Below are 18,369 nucleotides of genomic sequence, written 5' to 3'. Positions count from 1 at the left end.
AATAAAACGAATTTTTTTAACGATAAAAGTAGTAATAATTAACAACTAAATATTTAAATTTAATCAAACTCTAAATTATGAAAAGTATGATACTTAAAAAACTCATGTTTCTTTTAGTATTTGTCTCTGGGAATATGATGTTTGCACAAATCACGGTTACGGGGGTGATTTCAGATGCAAATGGTCCGGTTCCAGGGGTAAATGTCCTCGTTAGAGGGACTTCAAATGGGGCAGTTTCTGATTTCGATGGAAACTATACAATTAGCAATGTGCCCGAGGATGCTACATTGATTTTCAGTTATGTCGGCTTCCAGACTAAGGCGATTGAAGTTAACGGTAGAACTACCATTAACGTAACTATGGAAGAAAATGCCGCAGAATTAGAAGCTGTTGTTGTTATTGGTTACGGAACCCAATCTATAAAGGATGCAACCGGTGCCGTGGCAGTAGTAAGTTCTGAAGATTTTAATCAGGGAGCAATCGTCTCTCCAGAACAACTTATTCAGGGTAAAACAGCAGGGGTGCAGATTACTCAGGCAAGTGGAGAACCAGGAGCGGGTGTAGCACTAAGAATTAGAGGTACAACTTCTGTACGATCTAATAACAATCCCCTATTTGTAGTGGATGGTGTTCCACTAGCAGGTGATGATACGGCTGCCGGAGGAAGTGATCTTGGTTTAGGTACAAGTTCTGCAAGAAATCCGCTTAATTTCTTGAATCCTAATGATATTGAAAGTGTAAGTATTCTTAAAGATGCTTCTGCTACTGCAATATATGGATCTCGGGGTGCAAATGGAGTTGTGATTATCACCACAAAAGCAGGTAGAGGTGCTAGAGGTGGTGTTTGGGAATTTTCTAGTACATTAAGTGTTGCTAAAACGAGAAAAAAACTTGATCTACTAAATAGAGATCAGTTCTTAAATGCAAGTGCAGATATTGGAAATACTCCAGCTGATTTAGATTTTGGAGCAGATACAGATTGGCAAGACGAGATTTTAAGACAAGCGGAGTCTACTATTAATAGTTTATCATATTCCAATAATTATAAGAATGGAAATGTTCGTGCTTCTTTTGGATACGGAAATCAAGTAGGTATTGTTAAGAAAAGTTCGCTAGAAAGAATTACGGGTAGATTAAATGCCACGCATAGGTTTTTTAATGAAAGATTAAAGTTAGATTTACAAGGTACTTTATCAAGAGTTAACGATGAAGCTCCACCAATTAGTAATAATGCTGGTTTTCAGGGAGATTTGCTTGGAGCAGCTTATAGTGCTAACCCAACATGGCCAGCTACTCCTAATTTTGATATAGGTGGTTCTGTAATCAATCCGCTTAATTTATTATCAAATACACTAAATGAAACTGGTACTGATCGATATTTAGTGAATTTTTCTGCAGAGTACGAAATTATAGACGGACTTAGTGCTAAGGTAAGTTTGGGATATGACAACTCCGAATCTACTGCTATAGGAGTAATATCTAGAGAAGCAAGAAACCTTACTAATGGAGGAACTTCAGGAAACGGTAGAGCAACGGTCAACGATATAGAGGTCGAAAATAGATTGCTTGAAGGGACATTAACTTACAAAAAAGATTTTGACAACTCTAGTCTAGAACTCTTAGGAGGATATTCTTTCCAGGATTTTAGAAGAAAAGGAAGAAGTATTCAAGGATTTGGTTTTACAAGTACTAACTTACAACAAATAGGCGACCAATTAGAAGATGCTGCTAATATTATTGAAGATAGTATAGAAGGATCTTTTCAGCAATATGCCGTTGCTCCAAATGATGCATTTGTAAACAGACTTTTTCCAGATATTGTTACGGAGAGTTTAAACGGTGCTTTATTTTCAAACATCGCACCAGCGGCTATTTTTGGTGATACTTTTGATTTTACTGATGAATTACAATCTTACTTTGTAAGGGGTACCTACACTATTGCGGATAAGTATATCTTAACAGGTACGGTTCGTGCAGATGGATCTTCGAGATTCGGACCAGATAACAAGTATGGATATTTCCCTTCTGCAGCTTTTGCATGGAAGCTGGACCAAGAGGATTTTGTGGGAGATGCTTTTTCTACACTTAAACTTAGAGTTGGATATGGTATAACTGGTAATCAAGACGGGCTTGGATTTGGAAACTTTACCTTTAGACAAAGATTTGGTGGTAATGGAATCCAACAAAATGGAAATATAAATAGAAACGGTGCTACAGCTGTTTCCTTTCCTAATACGGAGTTAAAATGGGAGTCAACGACCCAAACCAATGTAGGTATTGATTTTGGTTTTATGCAGGATAGATTAACAGGTACCATAGATGTGTATCATAAAGATACAGAGGATTTGTTATTACAGGCTCAAACAGCTCAGCCAAGTCCTACACCTTTTACATTTACAAATCTTGACGCTAATATCATCAATCAAGGTGTTGAATTTTCAATTAACTATGCAATTATTGAACAAGAAGATGTAAGTTGGGATTTCGGATTTAACATAGCTTATAATAAAAATGAAGTTCAGAACTTTTCTGGGGCGATTCCAACGGGTGCATTAAATGGACAAGGGCTTACCGGTGTTAATGTACAGCGTTTACAAACAGATCAGCCACTATTTTCTTATTTCCTAAGAATTTTCGAAGGATTTGACGAAAATGGACAGGGAGTATATACCAACGGAGTAGATTTTAGAGATTTTGTTGGTAAAAGTGCTTTGCCAGATTATAATGTCGGTATTAATACTTCCTTTAGATATAAAAATTTCGATGCTTCTGTATTTTTTGCAGGTCAGTTTGGTCACTATATCTATAATGCCACCAGAAATGCTTTCTTTACTGCAGGTTCATTAGGTGCAGGTCGTAATGTAACAGCCGATGTAATTGGAAATGGAGAAGATAGGTCTAATGCGCCAGAGCCTTCTACTCAATTCTTAGAAAAAGGTGATTTCTTAAGACTTCAAAATGCAAGTATAGGATATAACTGGCCTTTATCTGGAGAAGGACTATTTAAAAGTCTTCGTTTATTTGTAACAGGACAAAATTTATTTGTGATAACTGATTACAGTGGGTTAGATCCAGAGGTAGATGTTTCTGCATCTGCAAATGGAATTCCATCTGCGGGAATTGATTACACTTCATTCCCAAGACCGAGAGTGTATAATTTTGGTTTTAATGTAACGTTTTAAAAAAAGATTATGAAAGAAAAGAAAATGAAATTTAAGTTTTTAACACTACTCTCTGTGGTGTTAATAGTCTCCTGTACTGATTTGGAGATAGAAGGAACGGATTCTGTGATAGTCAATCAAACTGGAGAGTTTACTGGGGTGAATCCATCATCGGCAATCAATCAGATAATTGGTAATCTCACAAATCAAATAGGGGATCAAGCAAATTTATATGCTTTGAATGAGGTTACATCCGATGAGTTATTGGTGCCTACCAGAGGAACAGACTGGTCAGATAATGGTCAATGGAGAGTACTTCACCAGCATAATTGGGGTTCCTTAAACCAATTTGTTTTGACTACTTGGAACAATCTAAATTCGAATGTTTTTTCAGCAACCACAGCAATTGATCCTTTAAGTGGTGCTACGGATGCAGAATTGGCACAAGCTAAATTTTTAAGAGCGTTTAATATGTGGTGGGTAATGGATATGTATGGTCAAGTACCATTTAGAGATCCAAAGGATCCTTTAGATCAAGACCCATCTGTACTAACCAGAACAGAAGCACTAGATTTTGTAATTACTGATCTCACGGAAGCGTTACCTGATTTACCATTAGTACAGAATATTACACCGGATGATCCTCCAAATATTGATATTGCATCAAGAGCTGCAGGTAATTATTTGTTAGCGAAAGTTCTATTAAATAAGCATATATATAATGGAACAGGAGTGCCCGATCCTGCGGATATGACAGCTGTAATCAATGCAGTAGATGCAATTGCCGCAGATGGTCATGCACTACAAGCTGGTTATTTTGATATTTTTAGACCCGATGCGGATACCGAAACAGTAATGTTTGTAAATGCAAATACAGGTAATAGAATATGGAATGGGTTACACTATAACCAAACTGCTACTAGTAATCCTGGTGGAGGATGGAATGGATGGTCTACATTAGCGGAGTTTTATGATCTTTTTGAAGGGGATCCTAATACCAATGTACCTGGCAGCGGACAAGAAGAAAGAAGAGGTTTTGTACCTACAGATGGTTCTAACCAAGGAATAGGTTTCGGATTTTTATTAGGACAACAATTTGATGGAAGTGGAAATCCGTTAAGTGATAGACCAGGGAATCCATTAATTTTTACTAGAGATTTTGCTGGGATTGTAGGTAATGATGAGAACAAAGGTATTAGAACTATTAAGTATCACCCGGATTTTCAAGATAGTCACGAGATAGTATTCAGATATGCAGATGCTCATTTGATGAAAGCTGAAGCATTATTTAGAAGTGGGAATACTGGTGATGCATTAACTTTAATCAATGAATTAAGAACGATTAGAAATGCTACTCCTTTTACAGATCTTGCAGAGCAGGATATTCTAGATGAAAGAGGAAGAGAGTTGTATAAAGAATTTTGGAGACGTAATGATCTAATCCGTTTTGGAAAATTTGCTGATACTTGGGGGCTTAAAAGCAGTACAGATGAGTTCAGAGCTTTGTTTCCAATTCCGGCAACTGCACTTATTTCAAATCCTAATTTAACACAAAACCCTGGTTACTAACATATTAAATTGCTAAGATTTGTTAGAGTAGAGCCCTTCAACATTTGAAGGGCTCTACTAATTCATATATTTTAATTAACTTCTATTCATTGATTAATTTTCCGAGAAATATAATACTAAGTATAATAGTCATAGTTCTTTTGATTTCTTGTAAAAAGGAAAAAAAAGAAACATATTTTTTTGAGTTGATATCAGAAAAAGAAACTGGTATTACTTTTCAGAATACTTTGAGAAACACACCAGAACTTAATATCCTTAGATATCTTTATTTCTATAATGGAGCCGGTGTGGCAGTAGGTGATTTTAATAATGATGGATGGGAAGATCTATATTTTGTTTCTAATCAGGATGAAAATGAGCTCTATCTTAATCAAAAGAAGTTTCGATTTAAGAAAGCTACTTCAGAGCTTTTAAAAGATAAAGATGGTTGGTCCACTGGAGTTACTGTAGTAGATATAAATAATGATGGTTTACAAGATATTTATGTATGTAAAGTAGGCAGCTATCGAGGTATAACTGGAAAAAATAAGTTATTTGTAAATCAAGGTTTAGGAAAAGATAGTATACCTATCTTTATAGAAGAAGCGGCAAGATATAATCTTGATGTTTCGGGTTTTTCAACGCAAGCAAGTTTTTTCGATTATGATTTAGATGGGGATTTGGATATGTATCTTTTAAATCATTCTGTACATCCTAATCGAGCGTACGGAAGAGGTTCTAAGAGAAAACAACTTGATTCGCTATCTGGCGATAGGTTGTATAGAAATGATAATGGTACATACTACGATGTCTCTTCAGAAGCAGGTATTTTTCAAGGGGCTATAGGATATGGATTAGGAATAGTTACAAGTGATGTTAACAATGATGGATATCCTGATATTTATGTAGGGAATGATTTTTTTGAAAATGACTATCTGTATATTAATCAAAAAAATGGGACTTTTAAAGAAGTAATTAGTGAAGAAAATAATACAATAAAGCATACATCTCATTTTACCATGGGTACCGATATCGCCGATATTAATAATGACGGTTTGGGTGATATTTTATCATTAGATATGCTACCTGAAGATTTACCTACATATAAATCATCTGGTACCGAATATGGCTTTACGATTTACAATCAATATCTTAAAAATGGATACCAACCTCAGTATATGCAAAATGCTTTACAACTTAATAGAGGTGATGATTCTTTTAGTGAGATAGCTTTTTTTTCGGGTATTGCTGCAACCGAATGGAGTTGGGCGCCTCTAATGGTAGATTTAAATAATGATGGTTATAAAGATATCTTTATTTCTAATGGTATCAAAGGAGCTACAAATGATATGGACTTTATTAGCTTTATTGCTAATGAAAATATTCAGAAACGTATAGAAGAAGGAATGACAAAGGAAGATCTGGCGTTAGTCGATGAGCTTCCCAATAAAAAAACAACGAACTATTTTTATATCAATAATAAGGATTTAACTTTTAAAGATGTTTCTAGCCAGTGGTCCGAAAATAAGCCATCATATAGTAATGGATCAGTATATGCTGATTTGGATAATGATGGAGATCTGGATATTGTAACTAATAATATTGATAATGTCGCTTTTCTCTATAAAAATTGTTCGGAGAATCAAGTAAAGCATAACTATGTAAAGCTGAAATTAAAAGGAACTGAGAAGAACTTAAATGCAATTGGTGCAAAAGTTATGGTCTTTACAGATAATGAAATACAGGTGGCTAATATAAATCCTACAAGAGGCTATTTGTCATCCGTTTCGGATGTATTACATTTTGGTCTAGAAAATCGTACAAAAATTGATTCAGTTCAGATAAGATGGCCTAATGGAAATTTATCCGTGCATAAAAATATGCAGATTAATGCAATCAATTATATCGAGTATAATGATTCTAATAGTTCTTCAGGAATAGTTTTTAAAAACTCTAATATTTTTGAAAACTACACTTCTAATATAAAATTCAAACATCAGGATTATGAGACTAAAGATTTTAGTATCGAGCCTTTAGCTCCATATGCTATATCTAATGAAGGACCGCATATATCAGTTATAGATGTAAATAATGATCAGTTAGAGGATATTTTTATTCCGGGTGGGAAGTTTAGATCAGGATCATTGCTCACGCAAAATACAAAGGGAGAGTTTTATAAAACTGAGCAAGTGGATTTTGATTTGTATAAAAAGTTCGAAGATGTTAATCAACACTTTTTTGATGCAGATGCAGATGGAGATTTAGACCTAATAACAATATTTGGAGGGAATGAAAATTATGAAGGATATGAGTCAGGTCCGGTATTGTTCTTGAATGATAAAGGAATGTTTAAGGTAAATCAGAATTCTTTTCAAAATATTAAAATAAATGCTTCAGTGGTAATAACTGCAGATATTGATAAAGATGGTGATAAAGATGTTTTTATTGGAAGCAATAGTGTTCCTGGATATTATGGTAAGACACCAAAGAACTATTTGTTTTTAAATGATGGCAAAGGTAATTTTGTAGATAATACATCCAAACTATCTAAAGATTTAGAAACCATAGGTCAAGTTTTTGATGCTAAATTTGTTGATATCAATCAGGATGATTATTCAGATTTGGTTGTTCTAGGTCACTACATGCCAATTACTATTTTTCTAAATGATAAAAAAGGAAACTTAGTAAAGGATGAAAATCATTCATTACAAAAAACAAATGGATGGTGGAATTGTATTGCAATAGAAGATATGGATAATGATGGTGATATGGACATTATAGCAGGTAATTGGGGGTTAAATAGTAGATTAAAAGCGTCAGAAAATGAACCATTGCAATTGTACTTAGCTGATTTTGACGATAATCAAAAAATAGATCCTATAGTTACCTATTTTTATCAAGGCAAGGAAACTCCAATTGCGACTAAAGATGAGCTTGCGAAACAAATTCCTCAGCTAAATAAAAAGTTCTTGTCCTATCAAGCTTTTGCAGAAGCAAATTTTGAAGACTATTTTCCAAAAGGAAAAATTGAAAACGCTGAAATAAAGCAAGTTTTTACACTTGAAACAACCTATTTCGAAAATAAAGGCGATCTTAACTTTCAGGCACAAAAACTGCCTTGGGAAACTCAAATTTCATCAGTTCATGATATTTTGATAAAAGATGTAAATAATGATCAGTATCCAGATCTAATTCTAGGAGGTAATAGTTATGAGATCAGTACCCAATTAAGTAGATTAGATGGCTCTTATGGCACTGTACTTATAAATAATAAAAACGGTGATTTTAAATGTTATGAAAATTCAGGGTTGAAGATTAATGGAGCAGTAAGATCAATTAAATCAATCAAAATAAAAGATAAAGAATACCTGTTGTTTGGGATCAATAACGATAGTATTCGGATTGTAAAAAATATAAAAAGGTAACATGAATAAATTTTTATATAGTACGCTATTAATATTACTGTTGTTTTCTTGCAAAGAAAAAGAGGAGGAGGATCATGTGCCCGACAAACAACAGACTTTGTTTACCAAACTTACACCACAAAACACAAATATCGATTTTGTTAATCAGGTGGATAATGAGAAGAATTTAAATATTCTAACTTATAGAAACTTTTATAACGGAGGTGGTGTAGCCATTGGAGATATCAATAATGATGGTTTACCAGATATCTATCTTACTGCTAATAAGAAAGAGAATAAATTGTATCTGAATAAAGGCAATTTTGTTTTCGAAGATATCTCGAAATCTTCCGGTACAATGGGGAAAAACGCTTGGTCTACAGGAGTAGTGATGGTAGATATTAATGCAGATGGTTTGTTGGATATTTATGTGTGTAATGCGGGGAATGTAGAAGGAGATGATCAAAAGAATGAACTTTTTATTAATAATGGGGATTTAACATTTTCAGAAAAAGCTGAAGATTACAACCTTGCTGATAGTGGTTTTACTACCCATGCGGCTTTCTTTGATTATGATAAAGATGGAGATTTAGATGTGTATATTCTAAATAATAGTTTTATTCCAGTAAGTAGTTTGGGATATGTAAATAAAAGAAATTTAAGAGCACAAGATTGGGATATTCCCGAAATTCTAAAAGGTGGAGGAGATAAACTATTAAGAAATGATGATGGAGTGTTTACAGATGTAAGTGAAGATGCAGGTATATTTGGGAGTCTTATCGGATTTGGATTAGGAGTTACTATAGGAGATGTTAACAAAGATCTACTTCCTGATATTTATGTGTCGAATGATTTTTATGAGAGAGATTATTTGTACATAAATCAAGGGGATGGTACATTTTCAGAAGAAATTAAGGATTGGGTAAAACACCTTAGTATCTCATCTATGGGAGCTGATATGGCTGATATTAATAATGATGGATATCCCGAAATTTTTGTAACCGATATGCTACCTGAAGATGATAAACGGTTAAAAGAAACCAGCTCTTTTGAAAGTTATGATGTCTATAAGTTAAAGAAAAGTAGAGACTTCTATAATCAATATATGCAGAATTCTCTTCAGCTTAATAACGGAGATAATACTTTTTCTGAGATAGCATTTTATAGCGGAGTAGCTAAGACAGATTGGAGTTGGGGAGCTTTGTTATTCGATATGGATAATGATGGTTATCGAGACATATATGTAAGTAATGGGATTTATCACGATCTTATAGATCAAGATTTTATGAACTTTTTTGCGAATGATATCATACAAAAGATGACGTTAACAGGTAAAAAAGAAGAAGTAGACTCAATCATTAATAAAATGCCATCTACACCAATACCTAATTATTCATTTAAAAATAATGGAGATTTAAGTTTTACTGATGTTACAGAAAAATGGGGTTTTGATGAACCAACTTTTTCCAATGGTTCTGCTTACGGAGATTTGGATAATGACGGAGATCTAGATCTAGTAGTTAATAATCTAAATATGCCTGTTGGTATCTATGAAAATAATAGCCAAGAAAAAGGGAAAAATTATTTGAAAATTAAAGTCTCTGGAAGTGAGAAAAACACCTTTGCTATTGGTAGTGTTGTAGAAGCGTATTTCAATAATCAGTTGATTAGACAGGAGTTAATACCTACCCGAGGTTTTCAATCTTCGATAGATTATATAATGACCATTGGAATTGGAGAGAGTGATAAAATAGATTCATTACGAGTAATTTATCCAGATGGGAAATCGCAATTATTGAATCAAGTAGCCTTGAATAAACAAATTAACCTGAATTATAAGGATGCTGATCAGCAATTTCAATACAGTTCTAAAAAAGAGATTCCTTATTTTACTGAAATATCACATAATCTTAATGCGCATAAAGAAGATCCATATGTAGATTTTGATTACGAAGGGTTGATCTATAAAATGCAATCTAGAGAAGGTCCTGCTTTAGCCATCGCAGATATAAATAATGATGGGAATGAAGATGTGTTTGTTGGAGGTGCTTATGGTCAAAAAGGAAAGTTATATACTCAAGACACTTCTGGAAAACTAAAAGAAACTCAATTCGAAACTGAGGAGTTTTTTGAGGATGTTACCGCTATTTTTGAGGATATTGACGGAGATAAGGATCTGGATTTGGTGATAGGATCGGGAGGTAATTTTAAAGGAGCCAGAACTGGAGTCAGAAGTTATATAAATGATGGAAATGGAAATTTCTCTAGAGGAAATGTTATAAAACCAACAAATACTAATATTTCTGTTTTAAAAGCATATGATTTCGATCAGGATGGAGATATAGATATTTTTGCAGGAAGTCATAGTGTTATTGGAGTATATGGTGTTTCTCCAGAAAGCTACCTTTTGGAAAATGATGGAAACGGAAATTTTGTGGATGTCACAGGATCTAAAGCTATTGATATTAAATCTGTCGGAATGGTAACAGATGCAAGCTGGCAAGATATCAATAAAGATGGTAAAAAAGATTTGATTTTGGTGGGTGAATGGATGTCTCCTAAGATACTGATAAATGATGGTCAGAAATTAACCTTATTTGCTACTGATTTAGATAAAATTTCTGGTTGGTTTAATACTGTTGAAGCAACGGACGTAGATAAAGATGGAGATATAGATCTTGTATTGGGCAATAGAGGTTTAAACTCTATCTATCAAAGTAACGAAGAAAGGCCAACTAAGATGTATATAAATGATTTTGATAATAATGGAACAGTAGAACAAATTGTCACTCAAACAATTGATGGAAAGGATATTCCGATTCATTTGAAAAAGGAGATTACAGGACAAATAAATGTGCTGAAAAAACAAAATCTGAAATTTTCAGAATATGCAACTAAGGCTATTGATGAACTTTTTTCAAAAGAGGTTTTAGAAAGTTCAACAGTAAAAATGGCAAACAATTTTTCAAGTTTGATCGCTTATAATGAGGGAGATTTGTCTTTTAAAATTAAAGAATTACCAAAAGAAGTACAATTATCCTGTGTTTGTGATATAGAAACAGAAGATGTTAACAATGATGGTATTTTAGATCTTATTTTAGCAGGTAACAATTACAATTTTAAACCTCAGTTTTCAAGATTAGATGCAAGCCGGGGAAATGTTTTATTAGGAAACAAAAATGGAGGTTTTAACAATCAACAAAATACTGGATTTTTGGTAGAGGATGAAGTAAGAGTGATGCGATGGATGAAGAATAAATCCGGAGAAAAGTATCTGCTAGTAGGTGTTAATAATCAAACACCAAAGATTTTTAAAATGAATACAAAGTAAGTTCTAGATTCGAATTCAAGAGATGATCAAAAAAACAATCATAGTATCATTCGGATTATTGTCTTTGTTCGCATGTCAAAAAAAAGAGATAGCGCCCAGTAGTTTATTTGAAAAAATAACTTCAGAAACTACAAATGTTACATTTCAGAATACATTAAATCCAACCGACGAGCTTAATATCTTAGATTATCTTTATTACTACAATGGGGCTGGTGTAGCCGTTGGAGATATAAATAAAGATGATTTACCAGATGTTTTTTTTACTGCTAATCAAGGAAAGAACAAATTGTATTTAAATAAAGGGAATTTTCAGTTCGAGGATATAACGGATGTTGCAGGAGTATCAGGAAATTCTGATTGGAATACAGGAACCGTAATGGCAGACATTAATGGTGATGGATATTTAGATATATATGTCTGTGCTGTTGCCGGTTTACAAGGGTTAAAAGGAAAAAACGAACTGTTCATTAACAATGGTGATAATACATTTACCGAAAAAGCAGCTTCGTATAAATTGGATTTTGAAAATTACACTACATCTGTAGCTTTTCTCGATTATGATAATGATGGAGATTTAGATATGTATTTGCTTAATCATGCAGTGCATACGCAGAATTCTTTTGGTAGTGCAAAGCTCAGAAATAAAAGGAGTAATGAGAGTGGAGATAAGTTATTGCGCAATGATGGGGAAGTGTTTACAGATGTTAGTGAAGAGGCAGGTATTTTTGGAGGGGGAAATGGGTATGGACTTGGAGTAGCTACTGCTGATTTTAATAATGATGGGTATACAGATATTTATGTAAGCAACGATTTTCATGAAGATGATTATTATTATCTCAATAATGGAAATGGAACTTTTACCGAGTCATTAAAGGAAAACTTCGGCCATACAAGCCGATTCTCAATGGGTAGCGATGTAGCAGATATCAATCATGATGGATTTACCGATATCATAACCTTAGATATGACACCAGAAGATGAAACAGTGTTAAAAGCTTCAGCAGGAGACGAAACGGTAGATATGCTTCAGATGCGAATTAATAGACTCGGATACCATTATCAGTATGCTAGAAATATGCTTCAGGTTAATAGAGGAGATCATTTTGAAGAAACTGCTTTACTTAGTGGAGTCGCTGCTACAGATTGGAGTTGGTCAGCCTTGTTTGCAGATTATGATCAAGATGGAGAGCAAGACATTTTTATATCCAATGGGATTCCCAAAAGACCAAATGATCTAGATTATATTAAATACATTTCTAACGAGAAGATTCAGGAGAAGCTAAATAGTAATAAACTGGTAGATCATGAGGCCTTGAATGTTATGCCGTCAGGTGAGGTGCCAAATTATATGTTTCGGGGAGATAAGGGAATTACTTTTACCAATGCATCTTCCAGTTGGTTACCAAAAGAAAATACGGCTTCTACAGGAAGTGCCTATGCAGATTTTGATAATGATGGAGACTTGGATATTGTCACTAATAATATTAATGCGCCGGTTTCTTTCTACAAAAATACAACGGATCAAAAATCTAATTTTTTAAAACTTAAATTCAATTTTAAAGACAACAATAAATTTGGAATTGGAACTAAAGTAATATCCTATCACAACGGTATTGCACAATATAAACAATTATTTACCTCTAAGGGGTTTCAGTCTTCTTCAGAGCCTATCGTTCATTTTGGATACGATACCATAGCGACCATAGATTCGTTGAAAATTATATGGCCGGATAACACAATTCAGATCGCAGAAAATATAACTGCTAACCAAAGTCTGACCATTAGATTGGTATACAAAAGAAATGGGGTTGATTATGAGAATTTATTTCCAAAGACTAAAAAATGGTTCCGAAAAATTGATTCAGTTTCTGGGTTAAATTATGAGCATAAAGAAAATAATTACACGGATTTTAATCGTCAAAAACTGATTCCTTACAAGATTTCCGATCGAGGACCAGCAACGGCAGTAGGAGACATAAATGGAGATGGAAAAGATGATATTTTCTTTGGTAGTTCTAAGTTGGAACCTTCAAAAATATACTTGCAAAACGATACAGGTTTTGAAGAGCAACAATCAGAAGTTTTAGAAAAAGATAAAAAGAAAGAAGATGTAGTTGCAATTATTGCCGATGTAAACGGAGATGCTAAAAATGATCTTCTCGTTTCTTCTGCAGGAGGCGAGTTTTATGGAAACTCCACAGAGTTACTAGATCGATTATATCTGAATTCGGATACAGGATTGTCAAAAATGATTTTTCCCGAATTATTTGACCATGAATCGGTAATAAAAGCAAATGATGTCGATGGAGATGGTGATTTAGATGTTTTTATTGGAGGGTATTCGGTTTCTAATGACTTTGGAAAAATACCAAATTCTTATTTGCTTATAAACGAACAAGGAAATTTCAGTATAAAACCAAACAACAGTTTACGAGAAATAGGAATGGTAACTGATGCTGTTTGGAGTGACTTTGATAATGATGGTATAAAAGATTTAATAATTGTTGGGGAATGGATGTCACCACATTTTTTTAAGAATACGAATGGTGATTTGGTAGATGTAACAAACAGTATGTATCAACAAAAGCTAAATGGTTTATGGCAATCCATTATCGATTTTGATGTAGATTATGATGGTGATAGGGATTATGTACTAGGAAATTTTGGATTAAATACAAAACTAAATGCATCATCAGAAAACCCTTTAAAAATGTATTATGCTGATTTTGATAATAACAGCACCACAGAAACCATTTTAGCATTACCTAAGGATGGAAAATATTATACAGCATTAGGTTTGGATGAATTATCAAGTCAATTAAATTTTCTGAAGAAAAAATTCACAACATATAATAGTTTCGCAGGAAAAACGGTAGAAGAGATTTTTGGAGAGGATGCTTTAGAAAATGCTAAATCATTTTATGTGCATCAACTTGCATCAGGATATCTTAGAAATGATAACGGTAAGTTTTCTTTTGTGCCTTTCGAAAATGAACTTCAATTAGCTCCTGTAATGTCAATGCTAAAATTTGATTTTGATAAAGATGGAAAACAAGAAGTTTTATTGGCAGGAAATTATTTTGGGGTAATACCATATCATGGTAGATTTGATGGATTTGCCGGGGCTTTGTTACAAGAAGATAATACTGTGGTAAGTGCTTCAGAATTGGGGATTAATTTGAGTCAAAAGTCTGTAAGGGGACTAAATATTATTAATTTTGCAAATAAGGATTATTTGCTCATCACACTAAATAATGGAAAAGCAGAGGTTTATGAGATACTTTGATCAATCTATAGGAATTGGTAATCTATTAAAAAGTATGAAAGTATTTGCGTTCGTTTCTTTCATAATGCTTTTGAGCTCTTGTCAAAAAGAAGAAAAAGAAATTCAAATTACTGCAGATGATTATCATAAAGCAGTAGATAAGATTACAGAAGTTATGGTGCATGATATTTTCTCGCCACCGGTAGCCAGTAGGATATATAACTATTCGAATATTGCTGCCTATGAAGTAATCAGTCAAGAAGGAGAAGATTATAAAACATTGTCTAACCAATTGCATGAATTAAGATCAATTCCGGCTATCGACACTACTAAAAGTGTCAACCATAAATTAGCAGCCTTAGTGGCGTATTTAGAAGTTGGGAAATCATTACTTTTTTCGGAGGATCGAGTTGAAGTGTATAGAGATAGTTTATATAACTCATGGCAACTTCAAAATGAAAAAATGTTCAATGATTCTAAGGAGTATGGATTAAAGGTTGCAGAACATATAAAAACTTGGTATGCTACTGATAATTATGCACAAACCAGGACAATGCCAAAATTTTCTGTAAATACCGAGGATCCGTCGAGATGGCAACCCACTCCGCCAGATTATATGGACGGGATAGAACCACACTGGAGAAAAATAAGACCTTCAATTATAGATTCATCTTCTCAGTTTAAGCCAGCAAGATATCCTGATTTTTCATTGGAAAAGGATACACCATTTTATAAAGAATTAATGGAAACTTATGAAGTAGGAAATTTGATTAAAGAAGAAGGTGAAAAATCTGAAAAATTAGAAATAGCGCAGTTTTGGGATTGTAATCCTTACGTATCAACACATAAAGGGCATTTAATGTTTGCCACTAAAAAAATCACACCTGGAGCTCATTGGATAGGAATATGTAAAATTGCTTGCAAAAAAACAAACTCTGATTTTGCGAAAACTGTTTTTGCTTATACTAAAACATCCATTGCTATTGCAGATGCTTTTATAAGCTGCTGGGATGAGAAATATAGAAGTAATCTAATTCGTCCAGAAACATTGATCAACCAACATATCGATGAGAACTGGACTCCTGTTTTACAGACACCTCCATTTCCCGAATATACAAGTGGTCATTCTGTAGTGTCTGGTGCTGCATCTACCGTATTAACTAATATTTTTGGAGATAATTTTGATTTTGAGGATGATACCGAACTGCAATATGGACTGCCAGTGCGTTCTTTTGCTTCTTTTAACCAGGCAGCTGATGAAGCAGCAATTAGCAGATTATATGGAGGAATTCATTATAGAGCGGCTATTGATTTAGGATTGGATCAGGGCAGATCTTTAGGTGATTTTGTAGTAGGGAAATTAAAAATGAATATTTTAACTTCAGAAGTTGTAAGTGCAAATTAGAATGAAGAAAATTGTTGCGTTCTTTCTCTTGATACTATCAGCTATTGCTATTTGGTATTTGTTTATTAAAAAATACGATTATCAAGTAACGTTTACGGCTAAAGGAGCTCCCGGGAGTATTTATCATCAAATCATTGGATGGGACTCTTGGGGTAAAGATGTAAAAATAAAAAACATATATACTATAGATACCATTTTGTTTAAAGAAGTAAAGCAAAAGGTAAAGTTGAAAGACACCGTTCTCAATCTAGATTGGAGTATAGTGAGTGTTAATGATTCTATATCAAAGATAAAGATAGGTGTGTTCTCTGGAGATCACTCATTGATGAATAGATTGATGATACTAACTGGCCAGACTCCTTTTACAAAATCTTTAAAAACAAAGTTCCAGAGGTTTGGGAAAGGTTTAAATAGTTTTGCTAAAACTTTTAGAATAAAAATTGAAGGTGATTCTGAATTACCGTCTCTGGAATACCTTTATGTTTCTTCTGAGGCCAATCGATCAGGCAAAGCAGGGATGATGTTACAATTGAACTCTGATTTTTTTCCTAAAATAAAAAGGAATAATGTAGAATTAAATGGAGCTCCTTTTGTAAAAATAAAGGATTGGGATATGGTAGGTGATAAAATTCAATTTGATTTTGGATTTCCAATAAAACCAACAGATTCGTTGGCAACAAATTCATCTATAAAATATAGTAAATCATTTTCCAAACTTGCGTTAAAAGCAATATTTTATGGTAATTATAGACATAGTGATCAAGCATGGTTTGCGCTTATAGAATATGCAAGAAGAAGAAATATTCCTATAGAAAAGAAACCTTTAGAGATATTCTATAACAATCCCATGCAAGATGGGGATGCATCTAAATGGAAAGCTGAAATTTTTGTGCCTTTACAATAATAATCAAAATAGGATGGCAATATTAATATGAAGTCGCAAATGCTTTAGAACCTTCCAATCACTCCTAATTGCCCTGGTCCAATAGCTAAATCCCATTGAATCTTATTTTTTTTATTATTATAAGCATAACGTTGTTTCCTGCTGAGATAATTATCGATACCATCTACTATAACAACGCTAAGAACAATGCCAAGAGTGACATCAGTTAACCAATGTGCTCCTGCCCATAATCTAGAAACTGGAGAAACGAGTCCAAGAGCATAAATACCTCCTCTGACATAAGGATTTTCAAATTGTTTTCCTATCGCATATGCTGTGGTAAAGGACAATATAGCGTGCCCAGAAGGGAAGGAATGATAGTCTGCTTCACTACTATAAAATTTGAATGCATCTTTACCTTTTCCAGTATAAGGTCTGGCTCGACCAGCAAGTGTTTTGCTTACGGTTTGTATAATTCCTCCTGCAGTAGCAGAGGCTATTAATAATACACCTGTTTTTCTAACCTTTTCATTTTTCGTAATAAGCCCAAAAGCATATATTCCAGTAGTTAATCCGTAATTTACAATGGGTTTTCCAAAACGAAATCCAGCTTCTTTCACAAATCCAGGAATGTCTTCTTCCTGATCAGAGAAAAAATCGTTCGCAGGTTCATCAATTAGATATATAAGTGCTGATCCTGCAACAATGCCCCCAAATGTAGCCCAATCTTTTCCTTTCCATCTTAAAGGCTGTGTGTAAGCATTAGCCAATCCTCCAACTGCAGATACTCCATCGTATTTAAGCATTTGCCAACGAGTCATTTCATAGGAAGATGCTTCAGTGGTAGACGAAATGGAATCTTTTTCTTTAGAAGTTTGTAATTGTTCTTGCGAGAAAGTATTCGAGGAAAATATTAATGCGAATATACAAAGGTATAGATGGTAGAAACGATACATAGTATGAGGTTTGATAAACAAAAATAATAACTTATTAGTAAAGAAGAGCTAAATATTCAGAATTGCTAGGTTATAATCTTTTAGGATATTAAAAATAGAATAAAAAAAAAGCCCAAACGGTAAGTTTGGGCTTTCAAGGTGGTGCCTCCAGGAATCGAACCAGGGACACAAGGATTTTCAGTCCTTTGCTCTACCAACTGAGCTAAGGCACCTTGCTGTAAGCGGATGCAAATATAAAACGCTTTTTTTAATACTCAAAAGAAAAATTTAAAAAAATCGTTTCGTATTTTTGCAAACTTAAAAAATAAACACGTAATCCGCTGTAATCTAGAAGATGTGGTTAAAGATTCTTCTTTTAAAAAATATTTGGCACCCAATAAAAATGTCCGATTACGTTATAGTGTAAAAAAGTAAAT

At 33.6% G+C, this 18,369-nt stretch carries 8 protein-coding genes and 1 tRNA gene; 7 read left to right on the top strand and 2 right to left on the bottom strand.

All coding sequences use genetic code 11. The features are described 5' to 3' along the window. The first annotated feature begins 77 nt into the window (after window positions 1-77). From ABD077_RS00535 to ABD077_RS00505, 7 genes are all read left to right on the top strand, one after another. Window positions 78-3,182: a SusC/RagA family TonB-linked outer membrane protein gene (locus ABD077_RS00535; RefSeq protein WP_343909447.1), complete on the top strand. Its 3,105-nt coding sequence runs from the start codon at window positions 78-80 to the stop codon at window positions 3,180-3,182. A 9-nt stretch (window positions 3,183-3,191) separates the two neighbouring features. Beyond that, complete coding sequence (locus tag ABD077_RS00530) at window positions 3,192-4,730, top strand: RagB/SusD family nutrient uptake outer membrane protein (RefSeq protein WP_343909446.1); 1,539 nt, start codon at window positions 3,192-3,194, stop codon at window positions 4,728-4,730. A gap of 185 nt (window positions 4,731-4,915) precedes the next feature. After that, entirely contained in the window at window positions 4,916-8,134 is a 3,219-nt protein-coding gene (locus ABD077_RS00525) for a VCBS repeat-containing protein (RefSeq protein WP_343909445.1), read from the top strand. 1 nt (window position 8,135) lies between these two features. Next, window positions 8,136-11,444, top strand: coding sequence for a VCBS repeat-containing protein (locus ABD077_RS00520; protein ID WP_343909443.1), 3,309 nt, complete (start codon window positions 8,136-8,138; stop codon window positions 11,442-11,444). 22 nt (window positions 11,445-11,466) lie between these two features. Continuing rightward, complete coding sequence (locus ABD077_RS00515; protein ID WP_343909441.1) at window positions 11,467-14,730, top strand: VCBS repeat-containing protein; 3,264 nt, start codon at window positions 11,467-11,469, stop codon at window positions 14,728-14,730. After that, window positions 14,717-16,114 carry a vanadium-dependent haloperoxidase gene (locus ABD077_RS00510; protein ID WP_425545850.1) on the top strand — a complete coding sequence of 466 codons (1,398 nt, stop codon included), beginning with the start codon at window positions 14,717-14,719 and terminating at the stop codon, window positions 16,112-16,114. The genes ABD077_RS00515 and ABD077_RS00510 overlap by 14 nt, the downstream gene beginning before the upstream one ends. Before the next feature lies 1 nt (window position 16,115). After that, on the top strand, window positions 16,116-17,018 hold the full coding sequence (locus ABD077_RS00505; protein ID WP_343909439.1) for a GyrI-like domain-containing protein: 903 nt from the start codon (window positions 16,116-16,118) through the stop codon (window positions 17,016-17,018). Window positions 17,019-17,062: 44 nt separating this feature from the next. Here the strand turns inward: ABD077_RS00505 and ABD077_RS00500 are convergent, their stop codons facing one another. Together ABD077_RS00500 and ABD077_RS00495 are read right to left on the bottom strand one after the other, a co-directional pair. Further along, window positions 17,063-17,953: a phosphatase PAP2 family protein gene (locus ABD077_RS00500; protein WP_343909437.1), complete on the bottom strand. Its 891-nt coding sequence runs from the start codon at window positions 17,951-17,953 to the stop codon at window positions 17,063-17,065. A gap of 139 nt (window positions 17,954-18,092) precedes the next feature. Beyond that, window positions 18,093-18,165: transfer RNA gene (locus ABD077_RS00495), tRNA-Phe, on the bottom strand. Between the last annotated feature and the right edge of the window lie 204 nt (window positions 18,166-18,369).

The sequence above is a fragment of the Aquimarina litoralis genome, from assembly GCF_039523995.1.
Lineage (GTDB): Bacteria > Bacteroidota > Bacteroidia > Flavobacteriales > Flavobacteriaceae > Aquimarina > Aquimarina litoralis.
This window is presented reverse-complemented; position numbering and strand designations above follow the sequence as displayed.

What these genes read in the sequence shown, in the direction of transcription:
- ABD077_RS00535 (WP_343909447.1), top strand. Translation starts at nt 78, where the DNA reads ATGAAAAGTATGATACTTAAAAAACTCATGTTTCTTTTAGTATTTGTC.
- ABD077_RS00530 (WP_343909446.1), top strand. Translation starts at nt 3,192, where the DNA reads ATGAAAGAAAAGAAAATGAAATTTAAGTTTTTAACACTACTCTCTGTG.
- ABD077_RS00520 (WP_343909443.1), top strand. Translation starts at nt 8,136, where the DNA reads ATGAATAAATTTTTATATAGTACGCTATTAATATTACTGTTGTTTTCT.
- ABD077_RS00515 (WP_343909441.1), top strand. Translation starts at nt 11,467, where the DNA reads ATGATCAAAAAAACAATCATAGTATCATTCGGATTATTGTCTTTGTTC.
- ABD077_RS00510 (WP_425545850.1), top strand. Translation starts at nt 14,717, where the DNA reads ATGAGATACTTTGATCAATCTATAGGAATTGGTAATCTATTAAAAAGT.
- ABD077_RS00505 (WP_343909439.1), top strand. Translation starts at nt 16,116, where the DNA reads ATGAAGAAAATTGTTGCGTTCTTTCTCTTGATACTATCAGCTATTGCT.
- ABD077_RS00500 (WP_343909437.1), bottom strand. Translation starts at nt 17,953, where the DNA reads ATGTATCGTTTCTACCATCTATACCTTTGTATATTCGCATTAATATTT.